Here is a 20,855-nt window from a genome sequence, read left to right on the forward strand (position 1 = left end):
AATTTCCTGATTTTCCTCACCGCGCACATGGGCCACCATCGATCTTGCCCGCCAGCCGAATGTTGTCCGCCCAAGCGTCCGCGAGAGACCAACGGCAGCAACTGCACAACGGCCGGCGACCGTACTGCCCATGACAAAACTAAATCAACAGCGTCGGGAGTGCTCCATGATCAAGTCCTTGTGTTCACGTCTTACTCATCCTCTGGCAATCACCTCCCTGGCGGCCACGGTCGCGACCAGCGCCCAGGCCGGCACCCTGTCCATCGGCCACACCACGTGGGTCGGCTATGGCACCCTCTATCTGGCTCAGGATCTGGGCTACTTCAAGGAAAACGGCCTGACCGTCGAATTGCCGGTGGTCGAAGAGGCCTCGATGTACATGGCCGCGCAAGCCTCCGGGCAACTGTCCGGCTCGGCCTCGACCATCGATGAAGTGCTCAAGTACCGCCCGCAGTTCTGCTTCAAAGCCGTCGCGGCGCTGGACGACAGCCATGGCGGCGACGGTGTGCTGGTCGGCAAGGACGTCAAGAGCCTGCAAGAACTCAAGGGCAAATCCGTGGCGGTCAACGAGGGTTCGACTTCACAGTTCTGGCTCTCGTACCTGCTGAAAAAGAACGGCATGAAGATGAGCGACATCACCGTGCAGAATATGACCGCTGACGATGCCGCGACTGCGTTCATCGCCGGTCGCGTGCCCGCCGCCGTGACCTGGGAACCGCATCTGTCGATGGTCCGCGACAAGCAGCAAGGCAAAGTGTTGATCGACAGCAGCAGCACTCCCGGGGTGATCGTCGATGTGGTCGCGCTCAATTGCGGCGTGATCGAGAAGCAGCCGGAAGACGTCAAGGCGCTGGTCGCCGGTTTGTACAAAGCCGTGCAGTACACCAAGGATCATCCGGAAGACGCTTACAAAATCATGGCCAAAGGCGTCGGCGGTTACCTGTCCGATCCGAAGGAACTGGCTGCCGCCGCACAAGGCGTGCGTTTCTACGATCAGGCCATGAGCGAGAAACTTCTCGGCTCGCCGGGCAAACCGGGCGACAGCGCGCCGCTGATCAAACTGGCCAACGAAACCGCCAGCGAATTGCAGGGCAAACCTTACAACGTCAGCAACGACGAGCTGGTCGACAACCGTTTTGTCAGCCCGCTCTAGGAGGTTTGTCATGTTCAAGCGCAATTCGTGGCTGAGCCGCAGCCTCACGCCGAAAACCGCTTTGCCGGTGCAAGTGGTGTGGAGCGCCAGCGGTCTGGCCTGGTTGTTGTTGGTCGGCCTGTGGGCCGGGCTTTCTTATGGCGGCATCGTGCCGGGGATGTTCCTGCCGACACCGGGCGCAGTGGTTGAAGCCGCCGTGCGCCTGAGTCGCGACGGCACGCTCGGCACGCATGTCTGGGCCAGTGTCGAAGTGGTGATGGTCGGTTTCATTGTGTCGTCGCTGGTGGCGGTGCCGTTGGGTCTGCTGATGGGCAGCTTCCGCATCGTTCAGGCGTTCCTTGAGCCGCTGGTGAATTTCATTCGCTACCTGCCAGTGACCTCATTCGTGCCGCTGTTCATCCTGTGGATCGGAATCGGTCTGGAGCAGCGCGTGTCGGTGATTATTTTCGGCGTGTTCTTTCAGCAACTGGTGATGATCGCCGACGTCTCGAAAGGCATTTCCAAGGATCTGATCAACGCCTCTTACACCTTGGGCTCCAATCGCCGCGACGCGGTATTGCATGTGATCGCGCCGGCCTCGGTGCCGGGCGTGCTCGACACCCTACGGGTGACCATGGGCTGGGCCTGGACGTATCTGGTGGTGGCTGAACTGGTCGCCGCGTCCAGCGGTTTGGGTTACCTGAGCCTGAAGGCCATGCGTGGTTTTCAGGTCGACGTGATTTTCCTCGCCATCGCGATCATCGGCCTGCTTGGCCTGGTCACCGATCAGCTGTTTCGTTTTCTCCGCCTGAGGGTTGCCGCATGGGCTCAGTGACTGCTGCCAATCATCGATTCATCGAACCTGTTGCGACCCCGGCGCAAGCGGCGTCACGCTTGCGAGTGGACAAGGTCAGCCTGCGCTACAAGAAACCTGACGGCGGAACGTTTACCGCGCTGGAGGAGGTGTCGTTCGAGGTGCCGGATCAGCAGTTTGCCGTGCTGGTCGGGCCGTCGGGCTGCGGCAAGTCGAGTCTGTTGTATCTGACCGCGGGGCTGGCTGAGCCGACCTCCGGCGAGATTTATGTCGGCGGCCAGCAAGTGCAAGGGCCTGGCGCGGATCGCGGCATGGTCTTTCAGAGCTACACGTTATTCCCGTGGCTGACGGTGCGCCAGAACGTCGAGTTCGGTCTCAAGCGCCGTGGCATGCCGGCGGCGCGGCGCAAGGAAATCGTCGATTATTACGTCAACGAAGTCGGTCTCGCCGGGTTCGCCGACAACTACGCCAAGCAGCTGTCGGGCGGGATGATGCAGCGCGTGGCAATTGCCCGGGCACTGGCCAATGATCCACAGATTCTGCTGATGGACGAACCGTTCGGCGCCCTCGACAGCCAGACACGGCTGCAGATGCAGCAGTTGTTGCTGCGGGTCTGGGGTAACAGCAAGAAAACCGTGTTGTTCGTCACCCATGACATCGACGAAGCGATTCTGCTCGGCGACCGGGTTTATGTGATGGGCGCGAAACCGGGACGGATCAAGCAGATTCTCGACGTGCCGATCGAACGCCCGCGTTCACTGGACATGGTCATGGAGCGCTCGTTTATCGATATGAAACGGCAGATCTTCGGGCTGCTGCATGACGACCTGGAAGAAGTGCATTGATCCAACGGTCATAAAGTCTGGCCATTGTGGGAGCGAGCCTGCTCGCGAAGGCGTAGTGTCAGTCGATGTATGTGTTGCCTGACACGCCGCTTTCGCGAGCAGGCTCGCTCCCACAGGGTTTCGTGGTGGGGCTGCCTAAGATGTCATTCATGAGCGGGAAAAGACTGTTTTGACCCACCCCTGCAAGGTGTACTTCTGGTAGATGTGCTCAGGCACATCGACATACGGATCAGTAATGAACCGTTCCGGGATCACCGGATTGGCCTCATCGATCACCATAATGTTCGCCGGGTTGTAAAAGTCATAGTCGACCACGCTCTGGTTGGTGGTAATGACTTTTTTGCGTGAGGCCATGGCTTCGAAGAACCGGAAGCTCAACCCGGCCTGGCCCGGCTTGGCAATGTCGAGAATGATCCGCGAGCGCTTGACCAGCTCACCCACCGACTCCAGCGACATCCTCTTCTCGAAAAAGGTGATGCCCGGATGCGTACCTGGAATCGGTTTGCTCTGAACCAGAAATTTGCAGTCGGTAATGCCGAGCCGATCAAATTCCCGTACCAGCGCTTCGAGGGCGGGAACCCTGTCCTTGCCCGCCATCACCACGCAGGCCGAGTATTTACCGGCACCGCCGTCTGCGACGTAATCGTCGTAAATGAAATTGTGCAGTTTTTTCAGGCCGTGGCTCTTGGCATTTTCCGGGTCGAATGAAAACACCTGGTCATACACGGCAAGTTCTTCACGGCTCATCGGCCATCGACTGAAGCTGTCGTACAGGTAAGCGATCTTTCGATCAGAGGCTTGCAGGCCGGCTGTAACCTGTTTGGGGTCGATCTGTGCCGGATTGATGATGAGCGCCACGTCAAATCGTCCCGATGTACGAATTGTCTTCTTGAACAACCGCAACCGATCCCAATGTTTCAGCCAGCGACGAATGATTTTCGGGCTGCGTGCAAACCTGTCGGGCATTGAAAACGTATCGATAAAACACACGTCGTTATCGATCTTCAAAAAGTCGGCCAATTTGCGGGCATACCCGCCGATGTCCTTGCAAACCAGTAGTATTTTCATAGGCGTCCATGTCGAGCTCAAGACATGGAGCTTAGTTCCCGGATTCGTATGTGCTTTTGTTTCGGTCTCCGCTACTGCCCGGCCGGCAGCAGGAAGCGCGCAATCACCGGCAAGTGATCGGAAATGCGCAAGGTGTCGTCCTGGCGCACCATCGCTTCGACCCGCTTGATCTTCGGGCTGTAAAACAAATAGTCGACCGTGCGATCCGGGCCGTTCAAGCCGGGATCGTTGGGGTAGTGGGTCAGCCATTGCGCCCGGTCGATGCCGCTGGCTTCGTTGTTGGTCGGGATCATCGGGTATTTGTCCCACAGCACATGCAGCTCGCTGTCGGCGGAGTAGGGCGTGCGTTGTTCGGCAGCCAAGCGACGGTACTGGCCGAGTGGCAATAGATTGAAATCACCACCGATCAACCACGGCAGGCCTTGGCTCTCGTACTTGTCGAGCACTTTGGCCACGGCACTCACTTGTGCCAGCGCGGTGTCATCCGGTTGGCTGGAGCGTTCCAGATGTGTGTTGAATACGGTCAGTTGCCCGCCATCGCTCAGGGGCAGCTTGGTCGCGAGCAGGGCGTCTTTCGGCTGGAACTGGCGGCTGATGAAGTTGGCGGCAGCGACCGGCAATTGCAGGCGTTCGGCGTGCTCGATGCGGTAGCGACTCAGGGTCGCCAGTTGCCGGCCGACGCTGCCATAAATGTGTGGGTCGGGGACGAATTCGGCCTTCCAGTCAAACGCTCTGGCGCTGCACGGATACAGGTCGGCGACCCGTTCCTGCAACAGCTTGAGCTGGTCCTGATAATCACTGGCCTTGGCGCCGTCATCGAGTTCCTGCAACAGCACCACATCGGGCTGTTCGTCGCGGATCACTCGCGCCACTTCATCAAGGCTGAAGGCCATGTCTTCCAGCGTCGGCGCTTCATCGTCGCCCTGAGCCAGGTCATTCCAGAACACATAGCGCTTGCCCGCGAGAAACTGCACGTTCCAGGTCATGACTTTCAGCGCCTGGCCCGGCACCAGTGTCGGTGGCGTTCCGGTGCAACTGACTGGCAGGGTTTCGCGGGCGTCGGGACGCCAGGTCAGGCTGAACAGCAGCCCGCCGATCAGGACGATGGCGAGCACGAAAAGCAACAGGGTGTAGCGCAGTAGACGGGTCATGGCTCGGCTTATAGCGTTACAGAAAGTGGCCCCGAGCATACCTGACGGCCGTCTCGAAGCCCAAGCGCAGTGCGGTCAGATGGCTCTGTCGCGTTTGTCAGGCAATTCGCTGATCAGCATGAACAAGCGAAACAGCACCACGCTGGTGAACAGTTGCAGGAAGCTGTGAGCACTGTCGATCAATATCGCAATCACCGGATTCTGCGGCTCGGGATAAACCGCCAGTGTCGCGCCTTTGAGCAACCACAGCGGTGTCATCACGCAGAGAATGCACAGCAGGATCCGCCAGAAATGCCCACGGGTCAGGCGCAGGCTTTCCTTCATCGCCTGCAACGGCCCCATGCCGCGCAGCACCAGCAGGTATTCGCCGAACGCGAGCATGACCATCAGCATCAGGCCCGGCAGGAAGTACAGCGACAGGCCCAGCAGAATCAGCGAGGTATTGAGCGCTGTGAGCAACGCGAAGCGCGGCCACAGGGTCGCGGCCATCGCCAGCAGATCACGGTTGCGCGGCGCCTCGCCACGGCTGCGCGCATCGAGGAATAGAATCAGCGCGGCGGTGTACAGCGGATACACCAGCAGACCGACGACGATACTGATCGCCGAGATGTTTTCCGGCCCGCTGGCGTGATCGACCACTTGTTGCAGAAACGCTTCGAAAATCACCAGCGGCAGGCACAACCGCACGATGCTGCCCAAATGGCGTTTGAAAAAATACAAAGAGTCGCGCAGCACTTCGAGGGCATTCATCAGTCGGTATCGCTGGTGGAAAACAGTGGCTCACTTTAACCGATGATGACTGGCGCGACACAAACGTAAACATTCGGTAAAGGTCATTGAAACGTTTTGTCACCGTCTCCATTACAGGAGAGCACCTCGGCCAACGTGGACGAGGGCAATGTTATCCCCGGCAATCTACGAGGTCGCCATGAACAGCGAAGAGCAAACCCTGATCGATGGACTGTTTTCCCGGCTGCAACAGGCCGAAACGGAGGCAGCCCCGCGTGATGCCCAGGCTGAGGCGCGGATCAAGGAACACCTGACCCGCCAGCCGGCGGCAGGTTATTTCATGACCCAGGCGATTCTGGTGCAAGAGGCTGCGCTCAAGAGCCTCGACGAGCAGAACAAGCAGCTGACGCAACAAGTCCAGCAGTTGCAGGCCGAACTGCAATCGGCCAAGGCGCAGAGTGCCGCACCGGCGCCGAGCGGCGGTGGCGGTTTCCTGTCGAGCATTTTCGGTGGCAGCCCGCGTCCGGCGCCGACCCAGAGTGCCGCCCCGACGTCCACGGGCGGCTGGCGCGAACCGGCACCGCAGCAGAACTTCAGTGCTCCCGCGCCGCAACAGAACTTCGGTGCGCCCCCACCTAACTACGCGCAACAAGCCGCTCCAGCGGCAGGCAGCAGTTTCCTCGGCGGCGCCTTGAAAACTGCGGCCGGTGTCGCCGGTGGCGTGATGCTGGCGCAAGGCATCAGCAGCCTGTTTCATCACAATCAGCAGCCGGAAGAAATCGTTGAAGTGATCAAGGAAGAGCCGGCACAGGTCGCCGACCAGAGCAACAACGGCTGGGGCGATGATCAGCGTGTGGCGGATAACGGCTTCTCTGGCAATGATCAGGGCGGATTCACCGACACCGACTACAGCGACGACAACTCATCGTTCTTTGATGACGACGATTCCTTCGTCTGATTCACCATTCGTCCGGAGCCCCTGAGGGCTCCGGGCCGATTATTCGCGGAACCCTCCTGATGGCTGGCATACTGAGCGCCTTTTTCGGGCCAGGCGCCTGATCCCGCTTCGTGCGCTTGCGCGCCCACAGGAACTCCGGTGAAAAAAATCGCAGTGTTCGCCGACGTGCAGAACCTCTACTACACCGTGCGTCAGGCCTATGGTTGTCACTTCAACTACGCCGCATTGTGGGCGGACATCAGCAAGGACGGGCAGATCGTCGAGGCCTACGCCTATGCGATCGACCGTGGCGACAGCAAACAGCAGCAGTTCCAGCAGATCCTGCGCAACCTCGGTTTCACCGTGAAACTCAAGCCCTACATCCAGCGCAGTGATGGTTCGGCCAAGGGTGACTGGGACGTCGGCATCACCCTAGACATCATGGACGCCGCCGACCACGTCGACGAAATCGTCCTGGCCTCCGGTGATGGCGATTTCGACATGCTGCTCGAACGCATCATCAGCAAACACGGCGTGCAGGCAGTCGCCTATGGCGTGCCCGGCCTGACCGCCAACTCGCTGATCCGCGCCGCCAGCCGTTACGTGCCGATCGAAGGCGCGCTGTTGTTGAAGAATTGAGCTGTTACTGAAGAATTGATTTGTACGGAGTTGAACCCGGTTTGGAACGCATTGCAGTCATCGACTTTGAAACCACCGGCCTCTCGCCGAACAGCAGCTGTCGCGCCACGGAAATCGCCGTGGTCATGCTGGAAAACGGCCGCATCGTCGAGCGTTACCAGAGCCTGATGAACGCCGGCGTGCGCGTCCCCGCGTTCATCGAGCAACTGACCGGCATCAGCAACGCCATGCTGCGCACCGCGCCGCCGGCCGAGCAGGTGATGAACGAGGTTAACGAGTTTGTCGGCTGCACGCCGCTGGTGGCGCACAACGCCTCGTTTGACCAGAAGTTCTGGGACTTTGAACTGGGCCGCATCAAGCGCACGCGGTTGCAGAATTTTGCCTGCTCATTGCTGCTGGCGCGCCGTCTGATGCCGGCGGCACCAAATCACAAGCTCGGTACGCTGACCACTTTTGCGCGTTTGCCGCACACGGGGCAGGCTCACCGGGCGATGGCAGATGCCGAGATGGCGGCCAACCTGATGGCGCATCTGGCTGAGCAATTGCGCGACAAGCACGGCGTACGCGAGCTATCGCATGATCTGCTGTGCAAATTGCAGAAAGTCCCTGCCGCGAAAGTCAGCGAACACTTGCAGCGCTATCGCTGATCCCAAGCCCAACACAGAACCCCTGTGGGAGCGAGCCTGCTCGCGAAAGCGGTGTATCAGACAACATTAATGTTGATTGAAAATCCGTATTCGCGAGCAGGCTCGCTCCCACAGGGGGCCTTCATCGTTCTCAGGCTTTGCCGTTGCTTTCGATATGGCCGAGCGGCACGCGCTTCTCGATGGCGCTCGACAACACAATCGAGGTCTTGCTGAAGCCAAACTTCGCCACCCGATTGATCAACTCCTCCAGCTCCGTCATCGATCCCACCGCGGCCTTCATCATCACGCACGGATCGCCCGTCACTCGAAAGCATTCGGTCAGTTGCGGGATTTTTACCAGTTCGTCGTAGACCTTCTGACTGCCGTTCTGGTGCAGGCGCAATTCGATCATGCACTGGATCGGTAGGCCGATTTTCGACAGGTCGATTTTCGCTTCATACCCGGTGATTACCCCGGCGGCCTCAAGCTTGGCCACGCGCTCGGCGACGGCGGGGGCGGAGAGGTTCACTTTGCGTGCGAGGTCGGCGTAGGACGCACGACCGTTTTCCAACAAAGCGCTGAGCAGCATGCGGTCGTATTTGTCCAAGACCGGACTCCTGAAAATGCCAGACTTTCGAAATCTCGGTTTAAGCCGTCGATCTCCGTGATTTCCAAAGTGTACCGGTGCGATAAACAGCTTTTGTAACTTATTTTTAGCCGTGCGCCTTTCTAGAATAATCCATCCCCTGAGCCTGACTTTCGAGCTGCCCATGTCTGCCTTGCGCCGTTTTCCCTTGCCGCTGATCGCCGCGTTTTTTGCGTTGTACGTGATTTGGGGATCGACCTATCTGGTGATCCGCATTGGCGTCGAGTACTGGCCGCCGCTGATGCTCGGCGGTGTGCGCTTCGTGATTGCCGGTTCGTTGATGTACGCTTTTCTGCGCTGGCGCGGGGCTCCGGCGCCGACCTGGGCGCAGTGGAAAGCGGCGGGGATCATCGGCATTTTGCTGCTCAGCTTCGGTAATGGCGCGGTGAGCGTGGCCGAGCATACTGGCGTGGCTTCCGGTGTTGCCGCGTTGGCGGTGGCGACGGTGCCGCTGTTCACTTTGCTCTGTGGATACTTCTGGGGCGCGCGCAATACCCGTCTGGAATGGGCCGGGGTGGCGTTGGGCATTATCGGCATCGCCATGCTCAATATGGGCTCCAACCTGCAATCGAGTCCGATGGGCGCGGCATTGCTGATTTTCGCAGCAGCGACCTGGGCGTTCGGTTCGGTATGGAGCAAGCATTTGCCGTTGCCGCAGGGCGCCATGGCCAGCGCTGTGGAAATGCTGGTCGGCGGTGTGGTGTTGCTGATCGGCAGCGCTGTCAGTGGCGAGCACCTGCAAGCCATGCCACCGGTTGAAGGCTGGCTGGCGCTGGCGTACCTGATCTTCTTCGGCTCGATCATCGCCTTCAATTCCTACATGTACCTGCTCAAGCACGTGCGTCCGGCGGCGGCGACCAGCTATGCCTACGTCAACCCAGCGGTGGCCGTGTTGCTGGGGATCGTGTTTGTTGGCGAGACCATTGGTATCGAAGAAGCGCTGGCGATGCTGGTAATCATCAGCGCGGTGGTGCTGATTGGCTTGCCGCAGTGGCGCCGGCCGGCACAGCCGCCAGTCGCGGCGCCGACCGCCGTTCCCACAGAAACGCGTACGAATTAGGGTAAACTGCGCGGCATTGCATGCCCGCGTCATTTTTTCCTACGGTACTTCCATGACTTTCGCCACCCTTGGCCTGATCGAACCCTTGCTGCGCTCTCTCGAGACGCTCGGCTACCAGACCCCTACGCCGGTTCAGGCGCAAGCCATTCCGGCCGTGCTGGCCGGTCGTGACCTGATGGCAGCGGCCCAGACCGGTACCGGCAAAACCGCCGGTTTCGCCTTGCCGCTGCTGCAGTTGCTGGCCATGGAGGGGCCGAAAGTCGCCGCCAACTCGGCGCGTGCGCTGATTCTGGTGCCGACCCGCGAGCTGGCCGAGCAGGTTCATGAGTCTGTGCGCCAGTACGCTGAAAACCTGCCGCTGCGCACTTACGCGGTTTACGGCGGCGTCAGCATCAACCCACAAATGATGAAGCTGCGCGGCGGCGTCGATGTGCTGGTCGCCACGCCCGGTCGCCTGATCGACCTGTTCCGCCAGAACGCGCTGAAACTCGATCAGTTGCAGACTCTGGTGCTGGATGAGGCCGATCGTATGCTCGACCTGGGCTTCTCCGAAGAACTGGCGAACATTTACCGCATGCTGCCGAAAAAGCGTCAGACCCTGCTGTTCTCCGCAACCTTCTCCGACGACATTCGCCTGCTGGCCGGACAGATGCTCAACGATCCGCTGACCGTCGAAGTCAGCCCGCGCAACGTCGCCGCCAACACGGTCAAGCAGTGGATCGTCACGGTAGACAAAAAGCGCAAGGCCGAACTGTTCGTGCACCTGATGCGCAAGAACAAGTGGAAGCAGGTGCTGGTGTTCGCCAAGACCCGCAACGGTGTTGATGCTCTGGTGGAAAAACTTCAGGGCCTCGGTGTGAATGCCGACGGTATCCACGGCGACAAACCGCAGGCGACCCGTCAGCGGGCGCTGGATCGTTTCAAGCTCAGTGAAGTACAGATTCTCGTGGCCACCGACGTTGCTGCCCGAGGTCTGGATATTGAAGATTTGCCGTTGGTGATCAACTTCGATTTGCCGATCGTGGCTGAGGATTACATTCACCGGATCGGCCGTACTGGCCGTGCTGGCGCGACGGGTGAGGCGATTTCGCTGGTGTGCGCGGATGAAGTGAACATGTTATCGGCGATCGAGATGCTGACGCGTCAGACCTTGAAACGCCAGAACGAGCCGGATTTCGAACCGGAGCATCGCGTGCCGGATACCGATGCCAGCGGTCAGGTGATCAAGAAGCCGAAGAAACCAAAGAAGCCGAAAGCTTCGGGTGGTGGCGGCAAGCGCAATCTGGGCAAGTGGGTCGACAGTGGTGAGACGCAGGCGCCGGAGCCTTCGGTCAAGCCTGTGCGCAAGGTGCCGGTGTTTAACACCGGGCCGCGTAAGCGTAAGCCTTAAAGTCAAAAGCCCCTCATCGGAACGCCGCCCGCCTAACCCTCTCCCGGAGGGAGAGGGGACTGATTGGGGGATGCACGCGAAGTACGCTGACCTGATCCTATGGCTGTGAATCCATAATCGATAAAGCTTTCGCCTGACACCTAGGTTGGCTGACCAAGTCCATAATCGACGCGGTCATTCAGGTCGATGTATAGCGCCAGACACCTCGGTCGGCCCCCTCTCCCTCTGGGAGAGGGCTGGGGTGAGGGCTCAGGCAGACGCCTCGGACTTAAGCCACTGCACAATCCCTAACCCCGCCGCCCGCCCGCTGGCGAAACACCCCGTCAGCAAATACCCGCCCGTCGGCGCTTCCCAATCGAGCATCTCGCCCGCACAGAACACCCCCGGCAACGCCTTGAGCATCAAACGCTCATCCATCGCCTCGAACGTCACGCCACCAGCGCTGCTGATCGCCTCGTCCAATGGCCGCGTTTTCACCAATGTCAGCGGCAGTGCTTTGATCGCCCGCGCCAACAACGCCGGATCAGCGAAAGTCGCCGCATCCGTCAGTTCGCGCAACAACGCCGCTTTAACCCCGTCAATCCCGACCTGACTGTGCAGATGCTTGGCCATCGACCGCGAGCCACGTGGCTTGCTCAACGCCGTCTGCACTTTATCCACAGGCCGGCCGGGCAACAGATCAATGTGAATAACCGCCGCGCCATGCTGATTGATCGCCTCACGAATCGGCGCCGACAGCGCATAAATCAGACTGCCTTCAATGCCCGTCGCAGTGATCACGCATTCGCCCAAGCGCGGTACATCGTCATTCAAACCAATGGCGATATTTTTCAGCGGCGCGCCGGCGAATTTGCTCACCATCAACTCGCTCCAGGCCTGCACCTCGAAGCCGCAATTACTCGGCTGCAATGGCGCCAGTCCTACGCCGCGTTGCTCCAGCGGCAGCATCCACGCACCGTCGGAACCGAGCCGAGCCCAACTGCCACCGCCGAGGGCGAGCAGGGTGGCATCGGGCTTGACGGTAATGTCACCTTCGGGGCTGTCGATGCGCAGTGCGCCGTGTTCATCCCAACCGAGCCAGCGGTGGCGGGTGTGGATAACTACGCCGCTGTCACGCAGGCGTTTGAGCCAAGCGCGCAGCAGCGGGGCGGCTTTCATGTCGGTGGGGAACACGCGGCCGGAGCTGCCGATAAATGTTTCGATGCCCAGATCATGAATCCATTGGCACAACGCATCGGCGTCGAAGCTGCGCAACAACGGTGCGATTTGCGGCGCGCGCTCGGCGTAGCGCGAGAGGAATGCCGGGTAAGCTTCGGAGTGGGTGATGTTCATGCCGCCGACACCGGCGAGCAGGAATTTGCGGCCCACCGAGGGCATGCCGTCGTAGAGATCGACGCGGATTCCGGCCTGGCTCAGCACTTCGGCGGCCATCAGGCCGGCGGGGCCACCGCCGATGATGGCGACGTGAGCAGGGGAGGAGGCGGAATTCTGGGTCATGGCGTGCGCTGCGGTATGGCGGGATAAGGCGCGCATTCTAACAGTCGATATCCCTGTGGGAGCGAGCCTGCTCGCGAAAGCGGTGGGTCAGTCAGTTAAATGTTGAATGCTCCGACGCCTTCGCGAGCAGGTCGAATCGTCGCCGTCGCTCCCACAGGGGGATTTGGGTGGATTCAGTATCTGGTTGAAAAATAGCCAATGTTCTGTAGGCCGCAGTAGGTATGGGCTGCAGGCCCTTTCACTCAGGTTATCCACAGGCAGTTCCACAGCCATTGTGGGTAACGCAGCACAGCTCAATGACAACCGTGTGAATGCCAGACCCGTTGTGCGCTGTGATGGAGGATGCCATGGCGGCGGGCGAGGGCGTGGCGATCCTTGCTGTAGCCGCCGCCGATCACGCCCATCACCGGAATATCGCGGCCCAGGCAATGGCGCATCACGCTTTCATCGCGGGCGGCGACACCTTCGTCGGTCAACTGGAGATAACCAAGGGCATCGTCCTTGTGCACGTCGACGCCGGCGTCATACAGCACCAGATCCGGTTGATACAGCGGCAGCAGATAGTTGAGCGTGTCATCGACAACTTTCAAATAATCGCCATCGCCCATGCCTTTGGGCAGCGGAATGTCCCAGTCGCTTTCCGCTTTGCGTGCAGGAAAATTCTTCTCGCAGTGCAGGGAAACGGTAACCGCCTCTGGCGTGTCATGCAGGATCCGCGCGGTGCCGTCGCCCTGATGCACATCGCAATCAAAGATCAGCACGCGATTCACGCGGCCGCTTTGCAGCAGGTAATGGCTGATGATCGCCAGGTCATTGAAGATGCAGAAGCCCGCCGGGTAGTCGTAGTGCGCGTGATGTGTGCCGCCGGCCAAGTGACAGGCCAGCCCATGCTCCAAGGCTTTCTCCGCCGCCAGAATCGAACCACCGACCGCGCGCACCGTACGCCGCGCCAGTGCCTCATTCCACGGCAGGCCAAGGCGCCGCTGGTCTTCGCGGGACAACTCGCCGCTCATGTAGCGTTCGATATACGCACGGTCATGGGCGAGAGCGAGGATGTCGTTGGGGCATATCTCCGGGCGCAGCAGGTCGACATCGCGGGTCAGACCGCTATCGACCAGGTGATCGCGCAGCAACCGGAACTTGTCCATCGGGAAGCGGTGATCCGCCGGAAACTCGGGGCTGTAGTCTTCGTGGTAGATCAGCGGCAATGGCATGGCGATTTCGTGTGGCAAATGTAGGAAAGAGTGAAGGATCCTACCAGCGATGTAGACTTGCGGCATGGAAACGGAGGGGCACGATGGAGCCGATACTGGAACTGCAAAGCGCGCGGCTGGTGATGCGTCAGTGGCAGGACGAGGATTAGCCGGCATTTGCGGCGATGTGCGCCGATCCTCAGGTCATGCGCTATTTTCCGGCACCGTTGAGCCGACTCGAAAGCGCTTCGCTGATCGGTCGGATTCGCGGGCATTTTGCCGAGCACGGTTTTGGCCTTTGGGCGCTTGAGCGCAAGGACAGCGGTGAATTCATCGGTTTCACCGGGCTTGGTGTGGTCGGTTTCGATGCGCCGTTCACGCCAGCGGTGGAAATTGGCTGGCGTCTGGCCAAGGAGCATTGGGGCCTCGGTTACGCCAGTGAAGCGGCGTGGACTGCTCTGCGCTGCGGCTTTGATCGGTTGGCGCTAAAGGAAATCGTCTCCTTCACCGCGCAATCCAATCTGCCCTCAGAGAAAGTCATGCAGGCGATCGGCATGCATCATGCCCCGGACGATGATTTCGATCATCCGAAACTGGCCGTCGATCACCCGTTGCGCCGGCATGTGCTGTACCGCATCACTCGGGAGCAATGGCTGCAAACCTTGCATGGCTAAGCCGACACGGACGTTTACAATGGCCGCCATATCATTGGCCCGCGCCAGAATCTGAATCGACCGCCGCAGCCAAGACTGCGCGGCTTATAGCGTTGTGTGAGGAGAGTCTGAATGAGCCAAGTGTTGGAAGATCTAGTCGACCTGCTGACCCTGGAACCGATCGAAGAAAACCTGTTCCGGGGCCGTAGCCAGGACCTGGGTTTCCGTCAGTTGTTTGGCGGTCAGGTGCTCGGCCAGTCGCTGTCGGCGGCCAGTCAGACGGTTGAAGAGGCGCGTCATGTGCACTCGATGCACGGCTATTTCCTGCGCCCGGGCGATGCCAAGTTGCCGGTGGTCTACTCGGTTGATCGCGTGCGCGATGGCGGCAGCTTCAGCACCCGCCGCGTCACGGCGATCCAGAAGGGCCACCCGATTTTCACCTGCAGCGCTTCATTCCAGTACGACGAAGCAGGCTTCGAGCATCAGAGCCAGATGCCCGTTGTGGTCGGTCCGGAAAACCTGCCGTCGGAGCTGGAATTGACCCAGCAACGCGCGCACCTGATTCCGGAGCACATGCGTGAAAAACTGCTGTGCCCGAAACCGATCGAAGTGCGCCCGGTCACCGAAAAAGATCCGTACAACCCGCAGCCGGCCGATCCGGTCAAATACGTGTGGTTCCGTGCCGACGGCGCATTGGCCGACATCCCGGCGCTGCACAAATACCTGCTGGCCTACGCCTCGGACTTTGGCCTGCTGACCACCTCGATGCTGCCCCATGGCAAATCGGTCTGGCAGAAAGACATGCAGGTTGCCAGCCTCGATCACGCGCTGTGGTTCCACAACGATTTGCGCGCCGATGACTGGTTGCTCTACGCGATGGACAGCCCGTGGGCCGGCAATTCCCGTGGTTTCTCCCGTGGCAGTGTGTACAACCGCGCCGGGCAACTGGTCGCGTCGGTGACGCAGGAAGGCTTGATCCGTCATCGCAAGGATTGGGCATGAGCCTGAAAGAGCTGAAGCACTGGGTGTTCGACATGGACGGCACGCTGACCGTCGCCGTGCATGATTTTGCGGCGATCCGCGTGGCGCTGGCGATTCCGCCGGAGGACGACATTCTTACTCATCTCGCTGCGTTGCCGGCGGATGAGGCAGCGGCGAAGCATGCATGGCTGCTGGAACACGAGCGCGATCTGGCACTGGGGTCAACTCCGGCCACCGGCGCCGTGGAGCTTGTGCGCGATCTGCATTCACGCGGTTATCGACTGGGCATACTGACCCGCAATGCGCGGGAACTGGCGCATGTGACACTTGAGGCCATTGGTTTGGCTGACTGCTTCGCGGTGGAAGATGTGCTGGGCCGCGACGAAGCGCCGCCGAAGCCGCATCCGGGTGGCTTGCTGAAACTGGCAGAGGCCTGGGAAGTGCCGGTCAGCGCGATGGTGATGGTCGGTGATTACCGCTTTGATCTGGATTGCGGGCGAGCGGCGGGGGCGCGGACGGTGTTGGTGAATCTGCCAGATAACCCGTGGCCCGAACTGACCGATTGGCATGCGAAGGATTGTGTCGAGTTGCGGCGGATGCTTCTGGCCTGAGATTTATGTTGTCAGAAGGGACGCCTTCGCGAGCAGGCTCGCTCCCACATTAGATCTTCGGTGCACAGAGATTTTGTGTAATGCATCAATCCAATGTGGGAGCGAGCCTGCTCGCGAAGAGGCCAGATCATCCACCGCACAACTTACTGCTCGAACAACGCCTTCTGCCCCTCCGGCGAGGTCAACATTCCATCGCCGTTATGCCCGACCCCGGGCACTTCGATCAGTCGCTGATTCACCCCTTCCGGATGCCGACGCAGCAAATAACCGAAGTACAACTTCCCACGCTCCAGGCGATACGCGCCTTGCGCCTCGGCTTCGCAACGCTTGTCCAGCGCCGGGTGATTGGCATCGATGTCCTGCTGCCCCAGCAGATAAATCACTTCACGTTTGACGTAACTGCTCTCAAGCTGCAACGGCGTTTGCCCACCGGCGTACACCGGCATGTCTGCCAGACCGTACTTCCAGCGATTGAAGCCGGCGCACTTGGCGTGATCGAACGCCACTGGCCGCTGCTCATTGAAATACGCATAGGACGAAGGGTTGGCCACCACATAGCGCAGACGAATGCCGTTGGCCTTCAGCGCCGGTTGCTCCTTGGCCAGCAGGGCATAACGCTGCACCACCTGGCCGCCACCGGAATGACCGAAGATTACGATCTGCTTCACGTCCGGGAACTGTTTGCGATCGCTGATCCGCCCGACAATCTCATCGAGCGCCGCATAGGAACTCAACGGATTCGGCCCTGTGGATAACCCGCCGCCCATCCACTCGTTGCCCTGCCAGCGCAGGACGGTGGCGGGCAACGAATAAAGGGCAACGTCACTTTCATTGAGAAACTGCGGGGCAATTACCAAGGTGTGCGCGGTTTGCCCCGCCAGCTCGGCCGCGCTCTCGGCGCTTTTTCGATAGGTTTCCGAGTTGCGCAAACGGCCATGAATGACGATCAGCACGCGCTCGATTTTCTCCGGCGCAGAACCAATGCCTACCGCCATTTCCCCGGCCTTGAGTTGCAAACGACCGGGGCTGATCGCATCGACACCGGCGGCGTGCGCGGTGCTGCCAACAATCAGTAACGCCAGAAGCCATTTATGCATTTACAGGTTTTTCGCCGCGAAGGTGTCGCACTGGCCGACCTGGCCCTGCGCGAATCCGGTTTTAAACCAGCGCACCCTTTGCGCCGACGTTCCGTGGGTAAACGAGTCCGGCACCACACGGCCCTGACCCTGTTGTTGCAGGCGATCATCACCGATGGCGTTGGCCGCGTTCAAGGCTTCTTCGATGTCACCCGGCTCCAGCCAGTTCAAGCGCTTCTGCGCGTTATACGCCCAAACACCAGCGAGGCAATCGGCCTGCAATTCCTGGCGCACCAGCAAGCCACCGTCACCTTCCATCTGCCGACCTTGCTGGCGAGCTGTCTGAATTTTCGCCGAGACGCCAAGCAGCGTCTGCACATGGTGTCCGACTTCGTGAGCGATCACGTAGGCCTGAGCGAAGTCGCCGGCCGCTTTGAAGCGTTGCGACATTTCCTGGAAGAATGCCATGTCCAGATAGACCTTCTGGTCGGCCGGGCAATAGAACGGGCCGGTCGCCGAGGTTGCAAGACCGCAGGCCGAGTTGACCCGATTGCTGAACAGCACCAGCGTCGGATCTTTATATTGCCGCCCGGCCTGCTGGAAAATCGCGCCCCAGGTGTCTTCGGTATCGCCAAGGATCGAGCGGACGAATTCGGCCTGTTCATCGTTGGCCGGAGGCGCCTGACGGGTCTGCGACGTCGGTGCCGCTTGCTGGCCCGATTGCCCGGCGAGCTGGCCGAGAATCTGCAGCGGATCCTGCCCGGTGATCCAGCCAATGCCGACGATCAGCAGGATCGCGCCCAGGCTCAGGCCTTTGCCACCGCCGAAACGCATGCCGCCGCCACCGCCGGCATCATCACCACGGGCATCGACGACGTTGTCACTGCGTCGGCCTTTTTTCCATAGCATGTGGGAATCCTCTGTTTGTATCGGGTGGTGATGAGTGTTGCTGCTGTGCGAGTGTGGCGCCAGTCCGGTCGTCCGTCTATTGGCCATATGCAAACAGGCCCGGCCTCGTGGTGACGAGGTCGGGCCTGTTATTGACGGTCTGGCGCGCGGCAAATTCAATCCCGCGCAGGATTTCTATCGCTGGACTATCAATCAGCGATCAAACGCATCCCACTCGGGGGCGAAATCCGGGCTGACCTGGCGTTGATCTTTTGGCAGTGCGGCGATCAATGCGCGGTCTTCATCGTCGAGTTCGACTTTCAGCGAGGCGAGGTTCGCCAATTGATTGGCTTGGCTGCTGGCCTTGGGAATGGCCGCGACGTTGGGTTGATCGAGCAACCATTTCAACGCCACTTGAGTCGGCAGTACGCCGTGTTTTTCGGCGATCTGTTGAATCTGCGGGATGTCCGACACCTTGTTACGCGCCAGCGGGGTGTAGGCCGTCAGCGCCATATCGTGTTGCCGGGCATAGTCGAGCAGGGCGTTTTGGCCGAGCAGGACGTGGTACTCGACCTGAATTGCTGACAGACCGATGCCGTATTCCTCGACGACTTTGCGCAGCAGGGGCAGCGGAAAATTCGCCACGCCGATGTTGCGGGCCAGGCCTTGCTCCTTGAACGAGGCTAACGTGGCAAGGGTACGCGGCAGATCCCAGTCGGTGGTCGGCCAGTGGATCATGAACAGATCGACGTAGTCGCTGCGCAGGGCTGTGAGGCTGCGATCCAGGGAGTGGCGCATTGCGTCGGGCTGCAGCTGATCCCACCAGACCTTGCTGGTGACATGAATCTGTTCGCGGGGTATCGGCGTATTCGCCAGCGCTTGTCCGACGGCGTCTTCGTTGTTGTAGGCCGCCGCCGTGTCGATGTGTCGATAACCGAGCTCCAGCGCTTGCACGACGGCGCGGGTGCATTCGTCACCGAGCATCGGCCAGGTGCCGAGGCCGAGTTTCGGCATGTTCAAACCTTGGGCATTAACGATGTGCTGCATGGTCGATCTCCTGTTCGAAAGCAGTCATGCCGGCAATGTGCCGGGCGGCGATGTAACCGAAAGTCAGCGCCGGGCCGAGGTTGATCCCGCCCGCGGGATAGTGGCCTCCCATGATGCTGGCCATGTCGCCGCCCGCAGCGTAGAGGCCGGCGATGGGCTGTTCGTGGGCGTCCAGCACTTGCGCGTGTGGGTTGACCTTGAGGCCGGCAAACGTACCGAAGCAGCCCGGTTGGACTTTTACGGCGTAGAACGGGCCTGTTTCTATTGGGGCAACGCAGGGGTTGGGGAGGTTCGCTGGATCACCCTGTTTGCGGTTGTAGGGTGTGGCGCCGCGCCCGAACAACGGGTCTTCGCCGTCGCGGGCATGGCGATTGTAGTTATCCACAGTCTGGCGCAGGCCGCCCGGGTCGATGCCGCAGGCAATGGCCAATTCCTCAATGCTGTTGCCGGTTTTCAGATAGCTGCTGCGGATAAATGCTGACACGGGCAGCGGGAATGGCCTCGATATGCCAAGACCGTAACGTCGTTGAAAAGCGCGGGTGCAGATCAGCCACGAGGCAACTTCTTCGCCTTCCGGCGCGGCGGCAACCATGGCGCTGACGTAGTCGTAGTAACCATTGGCTTCGTTGACGAAGCGCTGACCGTTACGCAGAACGCCAATTATCCCCGGTTTGCCGCGCTCGATGATGTGTGGGAAATGACCGGTGCTGCCGTCGGAATGAGGCACTTGCGAAACCGGTGCCCAGGCAACTGGCGAAGCCATATCGGTGTTGACCCGTGCGCCGACGCTTTCGCCAAGGCGCAAGCCATCGCCATTCACGGCCAGCGGCGGCAACGCCCAATGTTCGTGGCCGGTGGGTGTGCGCGGGAACAAGGCTTGGCGCCGCTCGATGTCATTGGCAAAACCACCGGCAGCAAGCACCACGGCTTTTTGCGCATGAATGCGGATCGGGCCTTTGTTGCTGTTGATCACTGCACCACAAACGCGGTTTTCGTTGCGCAGCAGCTCGATCACCGGCGCCGATTCCCACAGCAAAACGCCGAGGTCTTCCGCCGATTTCGCCAGTCGCGCGACCAGCGCCACGCCGTTGACCAGTTGCAGTGCGCGGCCATGTAGCGCGAGGTCAAACAGGTGTCGAGTGAACCGTCGCGTCACGTGCCACGCGGCTTTCAGCGACCGGGTCAGGTTGAGAAATGCCGACAGATCCGCGCCCGCCATGATCGGCATGCCCATGAAGGACGTTTCGCACATGGTGGTACGAAGGCGCTTGAGCAGGCGTCCGATCTTGCGTCCGTCATAAGGCGCTGCGATCACCGAGCGGCCGCCGGTACCTGCGCCCGGCGTGTCGCCATGAATGTCGGCGATGGCGTTGCCGTCGGCAAATTGCAAAGCGGTGTGCTGCTCGAAAAACGTCACCATGCGCGGCCCCGCCTGGAGAAAGGCGTCGATCATCGCCGGGTCAAAGTGTTCGCCCAGTTCATGGCGCAGATAGGTGCGCGGTTGTTCGATGTCTTCGACGATACCGGCGCGACGGGCCAGCGGATTGCACGGCACCCAGGCCCAGCCGCCTGACCAGGCCGTGGCACCACCGAATACCGGGTCTTTCTCGACGACGATGACTTTCAGGCCATGCCACGCAGCAGTCACTGCGGCCGACAAACCGGCGGCGCCGGAACCGACGACCAATACGTCGCAGTCGATATCAGGGAGTTCGGCAGACATGAAAGCAACGCTCCAGCGGCAAAGTATTTTTGGAATTTGATTCCAGAAAATAACCAGCGGTGCACTTGATCGACAAGCCTTGATCCAACAAAGCGGGCGGTTATCGAACAGGCAGTTCCAGATTTCGCTTTGCCGTCGATGTCTTCTAG

20 protein-coding genes and 1 pseudogene are annotated in these 20,855 nt (G+C 60.3%); 11 read left to right on the forward strand and 10 right to left on the reverse strand.

Annotated elements, in window-relative coordinates; genetic code table 11:
* Positions 1 to 166: 166 nt before the first annotated feature.
* Genes L8H52_RS10350 through L8H52_RS10360 form a run of 3 tightly spaced genes read left to right on the forward strand, consistent with a single transcriptional unit; the run spans position 167 to position 2,791 of the window.
* Positions 167 to 1,153 (forward strand): ABC transporter substrate-binding protein, encoded by a 987-nt coding sequence (locus L8H52_RS10350; RefSeq protein ID WP_242206962.1) that lies wholly within the window; start codon positions 167 to 169, stop codon positions 1,151 to 1,153.
* 10 nt (positions 1,154 to 1,163) lie between these two features.
* Positions 1,164 to 1,967, forward strand: a complete 804-nt coding sequence (locus tag L8H52_RS10355; RefSeq protein WP_242206963.1) for an ABC transporter permease — start codon at positions 1,164 to 1,166, stop codon at positions 1,965 to 1,967.
* The gene (locus L8H52_RS10360; protein ID WP_242206964.1) at positions 1,955 to 2,791 is read left to right on the forward strand and encodes an ABC transporter ATP-binding protein; all 837 of its coding nucleotides are present in this window, start codon (positions 1,955 to 1,957) and stop codon (positions 2,789 to 2,791) included. Before L8H52_RS10355 ends, L8H52_RS10360 begins: the two co-directional genes overlap by 13 nt.
* A gap of 147 nt (positions 2,792 to 2,938) precedes the next feature.
* Here the strand turns inward: L8H52_RS10360 and L8H52_RS10365 are convergent, their stop codons facing one another.
* The 3 genes from L8H52_RS10365 to L8H52_RS10375 all read right to left on the reverse strand — a co-directional run bounded on the left by L8H52_RS10365 (position 2,939) and on the right by L8H52_RS10375 (position 5,760).
* Positions 2,939 to 3,859 (reverse strand): hypothetical protein, encoded by a 921-nt coding sequence (locus L8H52_RS10365; RefSeq protein ID WP_242206965.1) that lies wholly within the window; start codon positions 3,857 to 3,859, stop codon positions 2,939 to 2,941.
* A 71-nt stretch (positions 3,860 to 3,930) separates the two neighbouring features.
* Positions 3,931 to 5,010 (reverse strand): endonuclease/exonuclease/phosphatase family protein, encoded by a 1,080-nt coding sequence (locus L8H52_RS10370; protein WP_242206966.1) that lies wholly within the window; start codon positions 5,008 to 5,010, stop codon positions 3,931 to 3,933.
* Between the two features lie 75 nt (positions 5,011 to 5,085).
* On the reverse strand, positions 5,086 to 5,760 hold the full coding sequence (locus tag L8H52_RS10375) for a YciC family protein (protein WP_242206967.1): 675 nt from the start codon (positions 5,758 to 5,760) through the stop codon (positions 5,086 to 5,088).
* A gap of 178 nt (positions 5,761 to 5,938) precedes the next feature.
* On the opposite strand from L8H52_RS10375, the gene L8H52_RS10380 reads away from it, so the two are divergent.
* The 3 genes from L8H52_RS10380 to L8H52_RS10390 all read left to right on the forward strand — a co-directional run bounded on the left by L8H52_RS10380 (position 5,939) and on the right by L8H52_RS10390 (position 7,962).
* Entirely contained in the window at positions 5,939 to 6,697 is a 759-nt protein-coding gene (locus L8H52_RS10380; RefSeq protein WP_242207059.1) for a DUF2076 domain-containing protein, read from the forward strand.
* 138 nt (positions 6,698 to 6,835) lie between these two features.
* A complete protein-coding gene (locus L8H52_RS10385; protein ID WP_007949802.1) occupies positions 6,836 to 7,315 on the forward strand; it encodes an NYN domain-containing protein in 480 nt (159 codons plus the stop codon).
* Positions 7,316 to 7,356: 41 nt separating this feature from the next.
* Complete coding sequence (locus L8H52_RS10390; RefSeq protein ID WP_242206968.1) at positions 7,357 to 7,962, forward strand: 3'-5' exonuclease; 606 nt, start codon at positions 7,357 to 7,359, stop codon at positions 7,960 to 7,962.
* 130 nt (positions 7,963 to 8,092) lie between these two features.
* On the opposite strand, the gene L8H52_RS10395 is transcribed toward L8H52_RS10390, so the two are convergent.
* Positions 8,093 to 8,548 carry an Lrp/AsnC family transcriptional regulator gene (locus tag L8H52_RS10395; RefSeq protein WP_242206969.1) on the reverse strand — a complete coding sequence of 152 codons (456 nt, stop codon included), beginning with the start codon at positions 8,546 to 8,548 and terminating at the stop codon, positions 8,093 to 8,095.
* Between the two features lie 163 nt (positions 8,549 to 8,711).
* Between L8H52_RS10395 and yedA the strand changes: the two genes are divergently transcribed.
* Positions 8,712 to 9,647, forward strand: coding sequence for a drug/metabolite exporter YedA (yedA, locus tag L8H52_RS10400; RefSeq protein ID WP_242206970.1), 936 nt, complete (start codon positions 8,712 to 8,714; stop codon positions 9,645 to 9,647).
* 52 nt (positions 9,648 to 9,699) lie between these two features.
* On the forward strand, positions 9,700 to 11,037 hold the full coding sequence (locus L8H52_RS10405) for a DEAD/DEAH box helicase (RefSeq protein WP_093434676.1): 1,338 nt from the start codon (positions 9,700 to 9,702) through the stop codon (positions 11,035 to 11,037).
* Positions 11,038 to 11,286: 249 nt separating this feature from the next.
* Here the strand turns inward: L8H52_RS10405 and L8H52_RS10410 are convergent, their stop codons facing one another.
* Both L8H52_RS10410 and L8H52_RS10415 read right to left on the reverse strand, forming a co-directional pair.
* Entirely contained in the window at positions 11,287 to 12,534 is a 1,248-nt protein-coding gene (locus tag L8H52_RS10410; protein ID WP_242206971.1) for a TIGR03862 family flavoprotein, read from the reverse strand.
* A 293-nt stretch (positions 12,535 to 12,827) separates the two neighbouring features.
* Entirely contained in the window at positions 12,828 to 13,748 is a 921-nt protein-coding gene (locus L8H52_RS10415; protein WP_242206972.1) for a histone deacetylase, read from the reverse strand.
* Positions 13,749 to 13,831: 83 nt separating this feature from the next.
* Between L8H52_RS10415 and L8H52_RS10420 the strand changes: the two are divergent.
* The 3 genes and pseudogenes from L8H52_RS10420 (at position 13,832) to L8H52_RS10430 (ending at position 15,972) form a co-directional block, all read left to right on the forward strand.
* Positions 13,832 to 14,401: pseudogene (locus L8H52_RS10420) on the forward strand (GNAT family N-acetyltransferase).
* 111 nt (positions 14,402 to 14,512) lie between these two features.
* Entirely contained in the window at positions 14,513 to 15,382 is an 870-nt protein-coding gene (gene tesB, locus L8H52_RS10425; RefSeq protein ID WP_003228466.1) for an acyl-CoA thioesterase II, read from the forward strand.
* Positions 15,379 to 15,972 (forward strand): HAD family hydrolase, encoded by a 594-nt coding sequence (locus L8H52_RS10430; RefSeq protein ID WP_242206973.1) that lies wholly within the window; start codon positions 15,379 to 15,381, stop codon positions 15,970 to 15,972. Before tesB ends, L8H52_RS10430 begins: the two co-directional genes overlap by 4 nt.
* Before the next feature lie 143 nt (positions 15,973 to 16,115).
* Here L8H52_RS10430 and L8H52_RS10435 read toward each other — a convergent pair whose 3' ends face one another.
* The 4 genes from L8H52_RS10435 to L8H52_RS10450 all read right to left on the reverse strand — a co-directional run bounded on the left by L8H52_RS10435 (position 16,116) and on the right by L8H52_RS10450 (position 20,706).
* Entirely contained in the window at positions 16,116 to 17,069 is a 954-nt protein-coding gene (locus L8H52_RS10435) for an alpha/beta hydrolase (RefSeq protein WP_242206974.1), read from the reverse strand.
* A complete protein-coding gene (locus L8H52_RS10440; RefSeq protein WP_242206975.1) occupies positions 17,070 to 17,957 on the reverse strand; it encodes a neutral zinc metallopeptidase in 888 nt (295 codons plus the stop codon). It lies immediately after the preceding gene.
* A gap of 192 nt (positions 17,958 to 18,149) precedes the next feature.
* A complete protein-coding gene (locus L8H52_RS10445) occupies positions 18,150 to 18,983 on the reverse strand; it encodes an aldo/keto reductase (protein WP_242206976.1) in 834 nt (277 codons plus the stop codon).
* Complete coding sequence (locus tag L8H52_RS10450) at positions 18,967 to 20,706, reverse strand: FAD-dependent oxidoreductase (protein WP_242206977.1); 1,740 nt, start codon at positions 20,704 to 20,706, stop codon at positions 18,967 to 18,969. Before L8H52_RS10450 ends, L8H52_RS10445 begins: the two co-directional genes overlap by 17 nt.
* Positions 20,707 to 20,855 lie beyond the last annotated feature (149 nt).

It is taken from the genome of Pseudomonas sp. CROZ-RG-20F-R04-15, from assembly GCF_022662375.1.
In the GTDB taxonomy this organism is placed as follows: Bacteria; Pseudomonadota; Gammaproteobacteria; order Pseudomonadales; family Pseudomonadaceae; genus Aquipseudomonas.